This is a genomic window from Dorea sp. AF36-15AT, from assembly GCF_003477705.1.
GTDB lineage: Bacteria > Bacillota > Clostridia > Lachnospirales > Lachnospiraceae > Claveliimonas > Claveliimonas ammoniilytica.
In genome coordinates, this window is sequence record NZ_QUDV01000001.1 from 525355 (window position 1) to 542227 (window position 16873).

Below are 16873 nucleotides of genomic sequence, written 5' to 3' on the forward strand. Positions count from 1 at the left end.
ATTTGTCAAAACAGGGTATTGATGCGAAAATTGGCGATAAAATTGTTTTGCCGGGAGAAAACAATCAAGAAAGACAAGAGTTTGTTATTTCCGGTTATATAAAAACTTCTGCGAAGGGAACAGATCGTTCTTTGTACGCTGCTATTGTTTCTATGGAATATTTTCTTGATATAGATGGCTGGAATACATTGTCACCAATGGCGATGTTCCGTTTAAAATCCCAATATGCTTCTGAAAGTGAACAGATTCAAAATGAGATTACGGAAATCTGTAAAGAAGCGGGTATTTTGCAGTCGCCATCTATCAATCATGCTTATTTGGAATTGAGCCAGCCATCTGTTTTATTGGTGATAGCAGGAATTGCCGGATTAGCAATTGTTATTATGGCAGGAGTTTTGGTTATTTACTGCATATTTTATATCTCTATTATCAATTCTATTCGTGAATATGGTCAGCTTCGTACCATAGGCATGACAGAAAAACAGATTAAGAGATTAGTGTACAAAGAAGGAACTTCTTTATCTTTAATAGCAATACCGATAGGTCTTATAATGGGAACATTTTTATCTTATTTTTTGGTTCCGCAGGGATTCCAATTTAAAAATTTACTTTGGGCATATCCTATTGCTATATTGTTTTCTTATCTGACAGTACGGTTATCTATTAGAAAACCAGCAGTTATTGCAGCAAGTGTATCTCCTATAGAAGCGTATCGATATGAGACAGGTTCAAATTATGGGGATAAATATAAAGGGAAAAAGATAACTCCTATTTCATTGGCAAAAGAGCAGATTATACGAGACAAGAAAAAGAATGTTCTAACGATTACATCTTTGGTTTTAACAGGAGTATTGTTGTTTGGAACATCTTCGATACTTTCCTCTATTAACGCAAGGGATATGGCGTTGTCTGGATTTTCATTAGGACAATTTTATATTCGAATACAGGATCAGGAATTAAGAGAAAATGCTTTAGAAACTGTTGAGAGTAATAGCCCATTTACAGAAGAATCATATAACGCACTCGGTCAAGTGAGTGGTGTAAAACAAATAACAACAATTACCAATCTTCCGGTATCTAATGACTTAAATGCAAAAGAATCAAATGGGGCAATCGTTGGATTTGACGAAACTGATATGGATTTAATCGAAGAATGTAATTTAGGCAAACCTATTCCGAAATATCAAGAAATAGCATCTAAAAATCAGATTATTATTGGGCGCCCAAGTGATTTCGAAGAATATTTTGGAATACAGCCGGAAGTTGGAAATTCTATAAAATTAAAAGTGTTTGACGGCACAGAGACGAAAGAGATGGAGTTCTCAATTGCAGCCGTATTGGATGAAAATAAAATCGGAAATAATGGAGATAAAATTGATATGCTGTTACTTCCAAATGATTCTATGAAAAAAATTGTCTCATCTAATATGACATATCAGTGGGTGATTCGCGTGGACGAAAAAATGGAGCAACAGGCAGAAAAAGAGATTAAACAGATTCTGGTGACAAATCCACGATTAGCTGTTACTACATTATCTGGAGCTATTGCCCAAAATGAGAATTTCTTACAAGGAATGATTTTGGCACTTGCTGTGATTATTATATTTATCAGTTGCTTTGCAATTATGAATTTACTAAACACCATTTTTACTGGTGTAATTGTTAGACAAAAAGAATTTGCACTCATGCGTTCCGTAGGAATGACACAAAAACAGCTTACAATTATGGTATGTTGCGAAGGGCTGCTTATTGTTTCGGTTGGATTGATTTTATCTTTGATTGTTGGTGGTTTTATCGGTTATCTTCTTTGTGCTTTATTAAAAAATGGGTTGATGACGTACTTAAATTATCAGTTTCCATTTAGTGTGACATTGGTTTATTGCATGCTAGTTGTAATTTGTTCTTTGTTGGTATCAGAGATTGCATTAAGGCATCAAAAAAATATGTCTCTTATAGAACTCTTAAGGAGGTGACACATATGACACTACCTTTTGAAAATGATACAAGAACCATAATAAAACGTATTTCGAGCAGGAATATATCGGCAAATCGAAAAAGAAATATCTTTATTGTTTTGACGATTGCACTTGCCAGTGCATTACTATCTGCCATTGTCCTTTATGGATTTGGAGTGCCGCAGGAAACACAAAAACTTAATCAAAAGACAGCGCAGATCGTATATCATGCTATTTCTGAACAGCAGGGGAAGGAATTGTACAATCAAAAAGAAATTGCGTGGGTGGGAGAGTTTTTTCATGCATTTTCTGAACAGGTAAATCATTCAACCGTTAATTTTACTTACGCAAATGCAGATATGCTAAAATCGCAAAGTATGCCCTATTCAGGAGATTTGCCAACTTTGGAAGATGAAATTGTAGTGCAGGAATCCTTTTTGGATAGCTTGGGCTATTCCAATGAATTAGGACAGACAATCAACATTCCGTTTTCGGATGGCACTACCCACGATTTCAAATTAACAGGAATCTTAAATGTGAAAACTGGAGATATTGGACGCTATACCGCCATTATATCAAAAGAACTGGCAGAGCAGCAGTATGGAAATAATATAGGGATGGACTATTATATCGGCTTAAAGAACGCCCAAAATATGAGTGAAGAAGAAGCCACCAGCTATGCAAACACTCTGGCACAGCAATTAGAAATTTCCGACGAGAATGTGATTGTCCGTTCCACATATTTCAACTTAAAGGACGAAAATCGAGGAAGTGATATGCTGTTTTATTTCTTGATTGGCTTTATAACTTTCGTTGGTTCCGGTATTGTTATCTATTCGATTTTTTATATTTCAGTAGCAAGCAGTATTCGTAACTACGGGCAGCTTCGCACAATCGGAACTACAAAACGACAGATTAAAAAGATGGTTTACCGCGAAGGAAAATCACTTGCCGCGATTGCTATTCCTATTGGTTTGATTATCGGAAATGTAATCGGATACTTTTTAGTTCCTGCTGGCTGGTACTGGCTGACTGCTTTATGTGTGACGGTTGGAGTTGGACTTTTTGCTTTTATCATTGTAATGATTTCCATTCGTACACCCGTAAAAAAAGCTGCGGCTGTCTCACCGATGGAAGCATTGCGATATTCCGATTATAAAGGGAAGATGAAAGAAAGCTCCGTGCTGCACCGTAAAATAACCCCTGCTTCACTTGCTAAAATGAATCTGTCCAGACAAAAGACAAAATCCATTTTAACAATACTTTCTCTTTCGCTTGGCGGAGTGTTAGTTGTATTGATTTCAACCATGTTGGTTTCTTATGATGGTGTTGCAGAGGCACGAGGAAGGGAGTTCCCCACTGGTGAATTTAACATTCAGCTCAATGCAAATCAATCTTGGGATACTGCCGATGTTTCTTTGGCTGGATTACAGCAAAAGAATTTACTAAATTCTGATTTTGTAAATGCAGTAGAGTCTATTGATGGCGTTACAGGAACGAAACGCTGGTATTACACAGACGCAGAATATCGTGTAAATGATTATGATGATAACTGGATTTATGGATTTGCCAAAGAAGATGTTTCCGTATTGGAGGAAAACTTGATTGCCGGAACCGTTGATTACGATGAATTGGTATCAAAAAATGGCATAATTCTTATAAATGATACAGCGGAAAATCTATCGCTATCTGCACAGCTCGGTGATGATGTCGAAGTTGATTTTCTAACGAAATCAGGACAAACGATAACCCAGAGCTATACGATTATGGGAATTGTCAGCAATTTCAGTCACCCGGCGTTTAATATGTGTTTTGCTATGCCCATGGAGCTTATGAATGAAGCGTGCGGAATGGATTGTTCGGGAACTGTATCGGTAATGACTGAAACGAATAAATCTGATACGATTGAAGCTTCCTTAAATCAGCTGATAGACGGAAATAGTGATTTGGTTATGGATACCATAGAAGAAAGTATCACTTATTATAGTAGGAATCAGCAACTTACCTTTGGAGCATTATTGATAGTAGCTATTATTGTCGTGGTTTTTTCCTTCATCAACCTTGTCAATACAACAATCACAAACTTTCTGTCCAGGAGACAGGAAATAGGGATGTTACAGGCGATTGGTTTAAGTAAAAAGCAACTGATCAAAATGCTGTGTTATGAGGGGATGCTTTATTCCGTTTTTGCTACGCTTGTAACATTGGTTTTGGGGGCTGGACTTGGTTTCCTATGCGTACAGACAGTTGCGAAAACAATAAACCCATACTTCTATTATTCATTCCCATGGCTGGTTATATTGATATATTTGGCAATCCTTCTGATTGTACAGTTTATCTTGATTTCTTATACAACTGGAAATTTGAAAAAACAATCTCTTGTTGAGCAAATCAGAGCGATGGAATAACTGCATTCAGAGTTTTGTCTACGCTGAACGAGGATGCAGACAGAGTATTTTTTGATACACTTATTGAGGAGTTTTGTAACGAGACACCGGGGACTACATTCTTAAGTTTTTTGTGATATGGCATAGGAGAAGATAATACTATAAATTTTTGAAAAAACGATCATTAATCAATAAATATAATAATTTGTGTGATTTAGGACATTTCTGTGACATTTGTATTTTACAATATGACTATAGAAAGTAGGTGTCCTTTATGAAAAAGAATCACGAGGTTGTTGGATTGGTTATTGATGCAATTCAACAAAACGATACGCTGAGGTTTTTATCAGCAATAACAGGGTGTACAATTAAAGATTTTGATAAGATAACTTACAATGGAAGCAGAACAGTAGGAGATTATCTATCTATTCTTCCCATATTTCAAAATGATGTATTTTCGATGCAGGCAATGTTGGAACTGGCAGGTTTGGAAACAAAAGAGAATTATCGAATTGAAGAATTGACAATTGGTGAGAAGAAATTACTACTATTGATAACTCTTATTGTTGATACATCAAAACAATATCTACTTCAAAATTTATTTCAGAATATGCAGGTGTCAGAAGTGAAATGTGCTACTGAATTGCTTATAGAAATGTCAACATATATGGATATCATTTTGATTAGCCCATCAACGTATGGATATGAAATTTGTGACAAAACGATTTACTGGCCTGATAATAACACAATAGATAATCGCGAATTCCATATCTCACGAAATAAGATCAAAGAAATGTGTATCATGCCTACCTTTATTATGAAGGAAATTATAAAGGTGATAAAAGAAAATGAAACTACAGATATTGCAATACCACTTTGGAATGTAGTTCCGGGAGAATATGAAGAATACGCATATCAGGTATTAAATTCAAATGCAGATAAGGAAAAATTTAATTATCCATATATATCGCACAGACCTTTCCGATACGGTGATGTTTATTGGATTATGGAGCATCAATTACAGGAATTGGAAATAAATGGTAGCAGGTGCTTTGAAGAAGCTCATTTTATACCAGACGAAGCAATAATTCATGTGAAGTGCAGCGAATATTTTTTCAGGTGTTGTAAAGAAGCGGAAAGAATTTTTTATGACTATGCAAAAAATGATGTGGAGGAATTATAAATATAACGAAAAACGGAAAAAAGAGGAAGTTGTTCATTGTTGAATAACTGATAGTTTCTGAATTCAGGATGAAAAAAGTGGGGATAAATATGAAAGTATTGGTTAGTGCCTGTATTATGGGATCGAACTGTAAATACAATGGGAAAAACAACGTAAATATAAGAGCTATCAATTTCTTGAAAGATAAAGAAGTTATTTCTATCTGCCCGGAAGTATTAGCAGGTATGAAAATTCCTAGACCTTGTGCAGAAATTGTGAATGGAAGAGTAGTTGATGAAACCGGAAATGACGTTAGTTTAGAATATGATAAAGCAGTATCAATCGCATTATCGAAAATTCAAAATGAAAATATTGACCTCGTTATATTGCAATCCAGAAGTCCGACTTGTGGGGTCAATCAGATATATGATGGTAGCTTTACTGGGAAACTAATTGGGGGAATGGGATTGTTTGCAAAAGAACTAAAACAAAGGGGATATAAGGTTATTGATGTCGAAGAAATATAAGTTTTCCGTTTCTTGTTGATCCAAATAACGAATTCGAATTTTTTAATTGTATAATATCATTTGGAAAGATAGAAAAATTTCATAAAGAATCATAAAAAGCAGGTTTCTGAATGGGAACTTGCTTTTTAACAATCTGATTTTATTTCTTGTGTCCTTTAAAATATAGAATTATAATGAAATGGAATCTCATTTTGGAAGGAGAAGTAATAGATGCACAATGTTTTGATAATTGATGATGATCGAGAACTTTGTCTTCTGATTAAACGCAGTGTTCTATTAGAAGATATAGAAGCAGATTTTTGTAATACAGGAAAAGCAGGATTACAAAAATTAAAAGAAAAGCAATATCAGCTTGTTATACTAGATGTAATGATGCCTGGAATGGATGGTTTTGAAACATTGGAAAAGATTAGGAAAGAGAGCAGTCTGCCTATTTTAATGTTTACCTCTAAAAATGACAGTGCTTCAAAAGTGCGGGGGTTACGGGCTGGAGCAGATGATTATTTAACAAAGCCTTTTGATATGGATGAACTGATTGCCCGTATTGTTTCTTTGATCCGCCGCTATACTCGCTTTAATCAGCAGGATGGAACAGCACAACAGAAACTCGAATTTGATGGGCTGCAAATTGACCTTGAAAATCGTTCTGTTACTACGGAAAATGGCACTTTTGAACTTCCGCCAAAGGAATTTGATCTGCTCTTGTACTGTGTAAAACATCAGGGGAAAATTTTGACAAAACAGCAGATTTATGAGGAAGTATGGGGTGAAGAATATTTCTATGATGACAGTAATATTATGGCGATTATCAGCCGACTTCGTAAAAAATTGGAAGTCAATACTTCAAATCCAAAGTATATCCAAACGGTCAAAGGGATTGGCTACCGTTTTAATAAGGAGGTATAGCTGGTATGGAAATTATCGTTTTCTTGTCCATTGTGATTGCTGTTTTGGCTGTGCTAACATCCATCGTTCTCATTCGACGCATAAAAAAGCAAATAGCAGAAATGACCGATGCTCTGATTGATGTAAAAAATGGAAATGGCAATCGGCGTATTTTGTCTGCAACAAATGAACTGGTAGCCCCTCTTGCCTATGAAATCAATGAGATTGTTGTGTCCTATGAAATCAAACTTTCGATTGTCCGACAGACAGAAGAAACCAACCGCCAGCTTATGACGAGCCTTTCCCACGATGTTCGGACGCCCCTTACCACTCTGATCGGGTATCTGGATGCTGCACACAAAGGGCTTGTCACAGGAAAAGACCGGGAGGACTATATCGAAACTGCCCGTCGGAAAGCCCACGATCTGAAAGAATATATTGATGTACTCTTTGATTGGTTCAAGTTAAATTCCAACGAGTTTGCTTTGGAAATCCAGAGCGTTGAGGCCGCAGAGCTGACAAGAAATATCCTGATCGATTGGATACCTATTTTTGAGGATAAACAGGTCGATTATGACATTGATATTCCCGAACAGCCTATCCGGGTAAGACTGGATGTGGATAGCTATATGAGGATCATCAATAATCTCATTCAAAATGTAATCGCTCACAGTTATGCGGACAAAATTAAAATTTCCCTATCGAAGAAGGAAAACAACATGGAGCTGCTGCTGGCGGATAATGGAGTGGGAATTGAGAAAGAAGATTTGAAACACATTTTTGAACGGCTTTATAAGTGTGATAAAGGACGGTCTGAAAAAGGCAGCGGACTTGGTCTTTCTATTGTCCATCAGCTTGTAGAAAAGATGGGTGGAAGCATAACAGTTGAAAGTGTACCGGAAAAAGGAACTGAATTTATATTGCTTTTTCCCTTGGAGATTTAAGCGGGTTCCCGTCCTTATGGCGGGAACCTTTGTCATTTTGCCGGAATTCAAATTGCAAGGTTAATGCAAGGTTGCGGCAAGGTTAATGCAAGACTGGCGTGATAGAATACCTTATAGAACAGGAGGTTTTGAATATGGATACAAATTACATCATTGAAACAAAAAATCTGACGAAGCAATACGGCTCACAAAAGAGTGTGGCTGACTTAAATATCCATGTGAAGCGTGGGAGAATTTATGGTCTGCTGGGCAGAAACGGAGCCGGAAAAACCACTACCATGAAAATGCTGTTGGGCTTAACGAAGCCGACTTCCGGGGAGGTCAAAATCTGGGGAAAGCCTTTGCAGGGGAATGAAAAGAAGTTGCTGCCCCGTATCGGCAGCCTGATTGAGTCCCCCGGCTTTTATCCCAATCTGACCGGCACAGAGAACCTGCGTATCTTTGCTACCCTGCGGGGTGTACCAAACAATCATGCCATCAAAGACGCTCTGGATTTGGTAGAACTGCCCTATAAAGATAAAAAGCTCTTTTCGCAGTATTCCCTTGGCATGAAGCAGCGTCTTGCCATTGCCCTTGCCGTCATGCACGATCCGGAGCTTTTGATTTTGGATGAGCCAATCAACGGGCTTGATCCCATCGGCATTGCAGAGGTGCGCTCCTTTATTCGGGAACTTTGCAACGCAAAAGGAAAAACGATTCTGATTTCCAGTCACATTCTTTCAGAGATTTCCCTGTTGGCTGACGATATTGGAATTATCGACCACGGTGTATTGCTGGAAGAAGAAAGCCTTGCCGAGTTGGAGCAAAAAAGCAGTAAGCATATTCGTTTTACGCTCTCTGATACTGCACAGGCGGCAAGAATTTTGGAATGCAATTTCCATGAAAACCATTTCTCTATACAGGACGACCACAATCTGCGCCTGCACAACCTTGATCTGCCTGTGGGGAAAATAGTAACTGCCTTTGTAGAAAACGGATTGGAGGTATCGGAGGCGCATACCTGTGAAGAAAGCCTTGAAGATTACTTCAAGCGTGTGACGGGAGGCGAGGGAATTGCTTAAACTGATTAAATGCGAATTTTGGAAATTAAAGCGGAAAAGATTATTATACGCACTGATGTCATTATCGTTATTTTTTCCGTTGATTTTGGCATATATGGCCAAGGCGGGAACAGGTGCAGATACAACGGAACATTATCTTCAAACCCGATTTGATTATGTTTATACAATGATGTTGGGATATGGCTTGGTTTTTTTGCTTCCATGTCTAATTGGTATCATTGCCGCTATTTTGTTTTTTATAGAAAGAGATTGCGATACTTCCAAAAACCTTAGAACAATTCCTGTTACAAATACACAACTCATTATGGCAAAAATTTCTATGCTCTTTATTTTTAGCATTGCGTTTTGTCTGACAAGCACATTATCTGTTGCGTTGTTTTGTAAACTGTTTCATGTAGGAATAGTTTACGGTATGACTTATAAGATATTTATGAGCCTTATTTTTGGAGTTCTTATCGTAGCAGCTTCTTTGCCGATTGTATTTTTAATTATTTGTTTTAACAAAAGTTTTTTGCTTTCTATCCTGCTTGCGTTTTTTTATTCTATTTTTAACTGGGGCATACTGGGGACGGTTGGAACATCTATAAGTGCTGCAAAAATTGCTTTCTTAAATTCTTTCCCAGTTATATGTGTTATGAACTGGACAAGCGGCTTAATGATGGATCATTTGCAAAAAGACAATCTTTTGCCGGAAGCCTATGCAATTGTACCAACTACTTGCCATACAATTTTTATTCTGACAATTACTGTTATACTTTCGTTGTGGTTGATCATTCGCTTTTATAAAAAATGGACGAGGTAAAAGATATGGGAAATATAATAAAAACTGAATTTATAAAACTAAAACGCTATTCCGTAATAAAAGCCGGAATTATTATGACAGTGCTTTCGCCGCTGCTGTCACTGTTTTATTCCACAGCCAACGGTGGACAGACATGGACATTTGACTATTTTATGCAGCAAGTTATGATTAGTAACTGTACCTTGTTTTTTCCGATTATCATTGCACTGATAGCAGGTTATATTATAACAAGGGAATATACAGACGATACGATGAAGAATATATCAACAATTCCTATCCCATATAAACAGTTGCTTTCTGGAAAACTACTGGTTCTATTGTTGTTGACAATCATCTTTAGCCTTATAGGTTGTGTGGTAGCATTAGTAATCAACATTATTGCTGGATTTCCGGGAGCGCATTTTGGCAATCTGTTTAATCTGTTTATTCGTGTTACTGGGGCGAATATAGGGATTTATATTTCAGTCTTGCCGATTATTTTGCTATTTTGTTGTTCGGCAAATAATTTTTTGGGTGGGGTTGCACTAGCTTTTGTGTATGGATATTTCGGAACTTTTGAAGGAACACTGTTAAATTATTATCCAATTAAAGCAAGCATGATTTTAGTAGACCCTACTTGTGGTGCGGAATATGGTTATACTTATCATATTTTCCCTGCTTTCATCACAATAGTTTTGACTTTCTTGATTTCTGTGATTATTCTTGCAAATAAAAAGAAAGAACCCAGCACATTGACTGTTGTTAAAAAGAAAAAAGCAGTTAGAAAAAAGGGCTGGTGATGTGATGGGCGATTATAACAAAAAAATTTTAGCAGTTATAGATTTGAAAAAATCTTATGTTACAAAAGGAAATACCTACCCTGGTTTACAAGGAATCAATATGTAGGTTAATCAGGGGGAGTTTATCACTGTCATGGGACCATCAGGCAGTAGAAAGACAATCTGCTTAATAGTATATCCGGTTTTCTTTCTGCTGGCAGTAGGAGCTTGCTTGCTGGCAACAGCAATTCCGTTGCGTAGAATCTCAAAGATCAACATTGTGGATTCGATTGAAATGATTTGAATTGTAAGTATTATAATATATTTTTTGTTTTAGGACATTTCTGTGACATTTGTGTTTTACAATTAAGCTATAGAAAAGAGGTGTTCTTATAATGAAAAGAAAGTATGAAGTTATTGGTATTGTGATCGATACAGAAAAAGAAGCAGAGAAATGTTCATTTTTATCCGCTGTATTGGACTGTAAAATTGAAAACTTTGCAAAAATTACTGATTTTTTTTTGGGGGGGGGGGGGATAGAAAGGAAAGGGAATATTTTTCTAATCTTCCCACATTAAAAAATGATCCATTTTCAATTCAAGCGATGTTGGAACTTGCTGGTTTGGAAATGAAAGAAAATTGTCAAATAGAAGAATTAACATTGGGAGAGAAAAAATTACTGCTTTTGATAAAACTTGTTGCTGATACCTCAAAACAATATATATTTCAAAGTTTGTTTCAAGATATGGAAGAAAACGAGGTTCAAAGCGCCGTAAGATTAATAGTAGAAATGTCAACTTATATGAATGTAATTCTGCTCAGTTCATCCTCAGAAGGGTATGAAATCTGTGATAGAGTGATTCAGTGGTCTGGGAATGATGGAAGAGGACACATTGCGCGCAGTAAAATCAAAGATATGTGCATCATGCCGCCTTTTGTTATGTGCGATATATTGAAAGTGATAAGGGCAAGTGAAACTGCTGAAGCTGTAATTCCCTTATGGGAAGCGATTCCTGGAGAGTATGAGGAATATGCACATCAGGTCTTAAATTCGAATGCAGGAAAGAAAGGATTTTCTTACCGTTATATTTCTCATAGACCATTTAGAAGTGGAGATATTTATTGGATTATGGAGCATCAATTGCAGGAGCTGGAAGTTGATGGCAGACCATGTTTTGAAAAAGTGAGCCTTATGACAGATGAGGCAACCATTCATGTAACGTGTAGTGAATATTTCTTCCGGTGTTGTAAAGAACTGGAAACTATTTTTTATCATTATTCGGAAAATCATGTGGAGGAATTGTAATATGAGAAACAGAGAGATGGGGGTGTGAAGAAAAACAGAATTATAGTAATTGCGGATGAAGGAGAAGTGCTATGGGAAAGCTTGGTTTTACCGGAACAGCAGACAGAGATTTATCGGGCAAAAAATATTCAGGATGCCCTTTCTCATTTGACAGTGTTCTCGTATCATTTGATTTTAATTGCAGTAAAGCAAGAACCGGAAATCATATGCCAACTTGTAGAAACCATCCGAAAGATGGTGATAACACCTGTGATTGTTTTATTACCGGCTCATTCTGAAATGCGAAATAAGATCATTCAGGCCGGAGCGGATGTAGTATTGACGCAACTGTGTACAGAAGAAATCAGCCTGCAGGCATATGCATTGATCCGCCGCTATACAGAGTGGAAATCGGAAAGAAAAGAAGAAGTTCCTGTCATAGTTGGGAAACTGGAAATCCTTCCACTTCAAAGAACAGTAGAATGGGAGCATAAAAGAATCCCCGTTGTAAAAAGGGAGTTTGATTTCCTATATCTGTTAGCGTCTACACCGGGAAGAGTATATACATACAGTCAGATCTATCAGCTGGTATGGCAGGAGTACCCACATGGGGATATTGCAAATATTATTTACTGTATGGTACATCGATTGAAACGGAAATTGAAAAAAGTAGATGTAAATGCAGAACATATAATCATCAGTGTAAAAGAGGTTGGATATTCTTTAAAAACAGATCAGGAATAAAAGAGCAAGTCCTAAAGTGTAATAGGGGCTTGCTTTTTTTAAAAGAAGTATTTATTTTCTTAGCAAATAATTTTCACCCCATTTACAGAGTTCATCAAGAATAGGGGTTAAAGTTTTTCCAAATGCGGTTAAGGAATATTCTGTTTTGGGTGGTACAACCGGATAAACCTTACGGTTAATCAAGCCATCTTTTTCTAATTCACGAAGCTGTTGGGCTAACATTTTATCGGTTGCTTTTGGAATGAGTTTATGAAGCTCATTGTATCGCAATGTTTTATCCATTAAGTGCCATAAAATGACAGCTTTGTATTTTCCACCGATGAGTTGAATAGTTGCCTCAACGGGACAACTAAAACTACAAGGAGTAATTTCCATAATATTTTTCTCACTTTCTTTTTGGGTAGTATATTACAAAATAGTGCGTTCTTGTCTAATATACTATTACAGATATAATTATAGTATAGGTTGACCTAATTCACAAGAGTAAAAGGAGATTGAAACATGAATGTATTAGATACTGCAAAGAAAAGATATTCTGTTAGAACATATGAGGATAAACCTGTAGAAAAGGAAAAGCTGGACAAGATACTTGCTTCTGCCCATGTTGCACCAACTGCGGCAAATTTACAGCCTGTTAAATTATTAGTGGTACAGGATAAAAAACGTTTGGATTGTATCGCAAAAGCAGGAAACATATATCATGCTCCATTGGCAATTATTGTTTGCGCAGACCATGAAAAAGCGTGGACTAGACCTTTTGATAACAAACAGACAACAGATATTGATGCTGCTATTTTGACAGATCACATGATGTTACAGGCAACGGAATTGGGACTGGGAACAGTTTGGGTATGTTTCTTTAGGCCGGATGTAATCAAACAAGAATTTCAGTTACCAGACAATTTAGAACCGATCAACATATTGGTCATTGGCTATGGAAAAGAAACGCCAGCAGATCCAGAACGTCATTCTGTTACTCGTATTCCTATGGAAGAGTTAGTTTCATATAATTATTTATAATTCAAGAGTAAGTTTTAAAAACTGACAGTTATTTGACAGACAACTGACAGTCTGTTGACAGACTGATTTTGTATACTACTTCTTTATGTAAAGAATGGGATTCATTCCATGACATAAAGGAGCAGTGTATGTGCCGGAAAGAGCTACAAAAGGGAAAAACCTAATTTCATATACAGCGTTTGGTGGTGTCGCAATTCAAAACAGGATTGCGGCATCTTTCTTTTTGTGGAGAAAACTCCGGTTCATACAGTCTTTTGCCTGTGAGAAGGCAAGGTCACCGCCACTCCGATTTGATTTCAAAAAAATTCAGATCGGAGGAAAAGAAAGGTGACATTTCATAAAGCAAAAGAAGAATATAAATGGAAACAGTGGAAGGAGCAGGAGGAACGGATTTTGCGAAAATCCGGTGTCAGTGAAGAGGTAATCCAAAGACTTCGTGAATTAGACTGGCAGGACTTTAATGCAGAGCGGAGATTCTGGGAACATTTTTCTTCTAATCAAGAAGAATTATACACCAGGGAATTGGAAGAACCATCTTCAGTGGTGCTTAATATTCAACAGTTACTTGACAGTGTGGAGAATGAGCAGCTATTACAGGTTCTTTTGGAGTCGGATAAGAAAACACTGCAGATTTTACTTCTGAAGATGTGGGGATTTTCTGTTCGTGAGATTGCAGGCCAGATGGGACTAGCGGAAAAGACCATTTATACACGGATTGAGCGATTGAAGAAAAAAATTAAAAAAGTTTTGAAGAAGTGAAGAAAAATGGGGTATCTCATCGGCTCTATATATGAAAGGGGTAATTGCCCCTCGTTCCTTGACAACCACATACCAGCATTACAGGTACGTTCCCAAAGATAGAAGCGTGACAGCATAAGCGCCAGGACGGATGGGAACAAGCACTGCAGGATTGTTATGGAAAGGTCTGTCCAAAGACTATGGCGGATCATTTCGTGAAAAAACTGTCGGTGCCTGTTCTCATTCTGAGCGACTCCTTATAGCTGTGAATGGACTTTCGCAGGTCTTTCGCCAGGATCATCGGAGGGGGATAATGATACGAAATTCTTCTCAAAAAAGAAGAGGATGGACTCTAAGTTGTAATCAGCAAGACTTTCAGGAAATCTGCGAGCGGTGCCAAGCGAGGCATCCGCCTGTAATGTTCCCTACCATAGATGTGGTGTGGCAGCCGGGGAGTCGAGGACAAATACGGTACCAAAGAAAATAAGAAACGATAAGAAATCAAAAAAGAGTGTGTCGTTGATATCAGATACATGCGGCTGTGGGAAAATGTCACAGCCGTATTCTTGTGGTATTAACGCCATGCGGAAAGAAGTACTATGTTTTATAAAGTTGAATATCAAAAAAGAGCGCATCAGGAAGTGGAGAAGATCTTCCGGGTGCTATTTCCGGAACAGGGACTGGCAGTCCGGGAAGAGCAGATCCGTCTATGCCATGAAATGCTGGATACTCTGCTGGGAGAACAGATTGCCTTGTGTGATGCAGGGGTAGGAATTGGGAAGACCTATGCCTATCTGGTAGCCTGCGTATTATTGCGGAAGTATTCCATGCTGACAGGGAGAGGGAATCCATTGGAACAGCGCCCGGTGGTGGTGTCCACCTCCAGCATTGCATTGCAGAAAGCTATATTGACGGAATATATTCCCTTTTTGTCCAGGGTGCTGCTGGAGCAAGGAATCATTCAGTCCCCGCTTCGGGCAGTGGTGCGAAAAGGGAAAGAACATTTTGTCTGCGACAACAGGCTGGAACAGCGAATCGAAGCAATCCGCCATAAACAGAAGAATGCTGCCCAAAAAGAAGCACTGCTGTCATTGCGAAAACAGTATGATATGGATAGCGTAAAGAATCTAAGCGGATTTGACAGAAGGCTGGTCTGTGTGCCGAAATTCTGTCCAAGAGAATGTCCGGGCAGGCAGATGTGCCGCTATCAGAGATATCTGGAAGAATCCAGGAAACAGGATGTGTTCATTCAAATCTGTAATCATAATTATTTACTGGCAGATGCATATCACAGAGCAGAAGGATACAAGCCTTTATTGTCTGATTATCGGACGTTGATTGTAGATGAAGCCCATAAGCTACCGGAAGCGGCAAGGCAGATGTTTGGAAAAAACCTGTGTATGGATGATATCCGAGAAATAGCATATTATCTGGAACGGGAGCATCAGAAAGAAGAGGCAAGAATCCTGCGGACAGTGATGTGTGACGCATTGCATGTGGTTGGTGCAGAACACCGAATTGGGAAAGGAATCCGGGAAACGTTCCGTCATACAACAAATAGTGTGGTTTCTCTGTGGGAAGGCGTAGAGATGCTGGAATTTCTTTTAGAAAAGCTGGGGCGAAGTGTTCCAAAGTGGATATGGAATCGGCTGGAAGAAGCAAAGGATGTGCTGGAGTGTTTTTGCAGCAGCGATGGGAATTATGTCCGCTATCTGCGTCTGGATACAGAACAGCTTCCCATTTTGTGTGCAGCCAGCCGGGAAATCCCAGAATTACTTCGGAAGATGTTATGGAATCGGGAAGAAGGTGTGTCTGCCATCTTAACCAGCGGAACGCTAAAGGCAGGCGCAGGCTTTTTGCGCACCCGGCAGATCACCGGGCTGGAAGGAAGGGCAGGAGTGCAAGAATATGTGGCAGAATCCCCGTTTTCTTATGAAAAAAATTGTCTGCTATACCTGCCAAAGACGCTGGAACATTGCAGGAGAGGAAGCAGAGAAGAGGCGGTGATGGTGGCAAACCATATCCATTCCCTAATCTGTTCCACTTATGGGCATACGCTGGTACTGTTTACTTCTTATACACTGATGGGAAGTGTGTACCAGCTTTTAAGAGACAGCTTGCCGTTCCCCATGGTGGAAGTATGGAGACACTCCCAGGAAGAAATCCTGCGCTTTAAGACCATGGAGAATGGGGTACTGTTTGCAGCAGGCTCTTGTTGGGAAGGAGTAGATTTTCCGGGAGATATGGTGTCTTCCCTTATCATTGTGAAACTGCCCTTTGCAGTGCCGGATCCCATCAGTGAAGCAGAGAAGGAAACCTATGATTCCCTGGAAACCTATATTCAGTCCATCATTGTGCCGGATATGCAGAAGAAACTGCGCCAGGGATTTGGGAGAGCCATTCGTACAGAAACTGATACTTGTGTGGTGTCTATTTTAGATATTCGGGCGGTAAAAGGCGGCAAGTATCACGAAGATGTGATGTGTGCGCTTCCGTCCTGCCGGATAGCAGAAGAGTTGAAAGAGGTACAGGATTTCATCCGCAGCCGGAAAGGTGTGGAGTATTATTTGTAATAGGCAAAATTCTCTTTCCAGCCTTGTTGCTT

16 protein-coding genes are annotated in these 16873 nt (G+C 38.4%); 15 read left to right on the top strand and 1 reads right to left on the bottom strand.

All coding sequences use genetic code 11. The features are described 5' to 3' along the window. Positions 1-2 precede the first annotated feature (2 nt). The 12 genes from DWZ93_RS02435 to DWZ93_RS14820 all read left to right on the top strand — a co-directional run bounded on the left by DWZ93_RS02435 (position 3) and on the right by DWZ93_RS14820 (position 12510). Positions 3-1973: an ABC transporter permease gene (locus DWZ93_RS02435; protein WP_243008130.1), complete on the top strand. Its 1971-nt coding sequence runs from the start codon at positions 3-5 to the stop codon at positions 1971-1973. A 5-nt stretch (positions 1974-1978) separates the two neighbouring features. After that, the gene (locus DWZ93_RS02440) at positions 1979-4363 is read left to right on the top strand and encodes an ABC transporter permease (RefSeq protein ID WP_118049246.1); all 2385 of its coding nucleotides are present in this window, start codon (positions 1979-1981) and stop codon (positions 4361-4363) included. A gap of 253 nt (positions 4364-4616) precedes the next feature. Next, positions 4617-5525, top strand: coding sequence for a hypothetical protein (locus tag DWZ93_RS02445; RefSeq protein WP_055055119.1), 909 nt, complete (start codon positions 4617-4619; stop codon positions 5523-5525). Between the two features lie 89 nt (positions 5526-5614). Further along, positions 5615-6031: a DUF523 domain-containing protein gene (locus DWZ93_RS02450; RefSeq protein WP_118049247.1), complete on the top strand. Its 417-nt coding sequence runs from the start codon at positions 5615-5617 to the stop codon at positions 6029-6031. A gap of 210 nt (positions 6032-6241) precedes the next feature. Beyond that, entirely contained in the window at positions 6242-6937 is a 696-nt protein-coding gene (locus DWZ93_RS02455; RefSeq protein WP_055055120.1) for a response regulator transcription factor, read from the top strand. A 5-nt stretch (positions 6938-6942) separates the two neighbouring features. Continuing rightward, positions 6943-7860, top strand: a complete 918-nt coding sequence (locus tag DWZ93_RS02460) for a sensor histidine kinase (protein ID WP_055172819.1) — start codon at positions 6943-6945, stop codon at positions 7858-7860. A gap of 134 nt (positions 7861-7994) precedes the next feature. Beyond that, positions 7995-8921 (top strand): ABC transporter ATP-binding protein, encoded by a 927-nt coding sequence (locus DWZ93_RS02465; RefSeq protein ID WP_055055122.1) that lies wholly within the window; start codon positions 7995-7997, stop codon positions 8919-8921. Beyond that, entirely contained in the window at positions 8914-9723 is an 810-nt protein-coding gene (locus DWZ93_RS02470) for an ABC transporter permease (protein ID WP_055055123.1), read from the top strand. The genes DWZ93_RS02465 and DWZ93_RS02470 overlap by 8 nt, the downstream gene beginning before the upstream one ends. A gap of 5 nt (positions 9724-9728) precedes the next feature. Then, positions 9729-10502 carry an ABC transporter permease gene (locus DWZ93_RS02475; protein ID WP_055055124.1) on the top strand — a complete coding sequence of 258 codons (774 nt, stop codon included), beginning with the start codon at positions 9729-9731 and terminating at the stop codon, positions 10500-10502. Positions 10503-10876: 374 nt separating this feature from the next. Next, a complete protein-coding gene (locus DWZ93_RS02480) occupies positions 10877-11059 on the top strand; it encodes a hypothetical protein (protein WP_118451869.1) in 183 nt (60 codons plus the stop codon). Between the two features lie 50 nt (positions 11060-11109). Then, complete coding sequence (locus tag DWZ93_RS02485; RefSeq protein ID WP_207643087.1) at positions 11110-11787, top strand: hypothetical protein; 678 nt, start codon at positions 11110-11112, stop codon at positions 11785-11787. A gap of 24 nt (positions 11788-11811) precedes the next feature. Further along, positions 11812-12510 (top strand): response regulator transcription factor, encoded by a 699-nt coding sequence (locus tag DWZ93_RS14820; RefSeq protein ID WP_173895375.1) that lies wholly within the window; start codon positions 11812-11814, stop codon positions 12508-12510. Between the two features lie 51 nt (positions 12511-12561). Here the strand turns inward: DWZ93_RS14820 and DWZ93_RS02495 are convergent, their stop codons facing one another. Next, positions 12562-12885, bottom strand: a complete 324-nt coding sequence (locus DWZ93_RS02495; protein WP_055055126.1) for a winged helix-turn-helix transcriptional regulator — start codon at positions 12883-12885, stop codon at positions 12562-12564. Positions 12886-13011: 126 nt separating this feature from the next. On the opposite strand from DWZ93_RS02495, the gene DWZ93_RS02500 reads away from it, so the two are divergent. The 3 genes from DWZ93_RS02500 to DWZ93_RS02515 all read left to right on the top strand — a co-directional run bounded on the left by DWZ93_RS02500 (position 13012) and on the right by DWZ93_RS02515 (position 16841). Continuing rightward, positions 13012-13530, top strand: a complete 519-nt coding sequence (locus DWZ93_RS02500) for a nitroreductase family protein (protein ID WP_055055127.1) — start codon at positions 13012-13014, stop codon at positions 13528-13530. A gap of 327 nt (positions 13531-13857) precedes the next feature. After that, the gene (locus DWZ93_RS02510) at positions 13858-14289 is read left to right on the top strand and encodes a sigma factor-like helix-turn-helix DNA-binding protein (protein WP_055172821.1); all 432 of its coding nucleotides are present in this window, start codon (positions 13858-13860) and stop codon (positions 14287-14289) included. 578 nt (positions 14290-14867) lie between these two features. After that, complete coding sequence (locus tag DWZ93_RS02515; protein ID WP_118049249.1) at positions 14868-16841, top strand: ATP-dependent DNA helicase; 1974 nt, start codon at positions 14868-14870, stop codon at positions 16839-16841. The last annotated feature ends 32 nt before the right edge of the window (positions 16842-16873 follow it).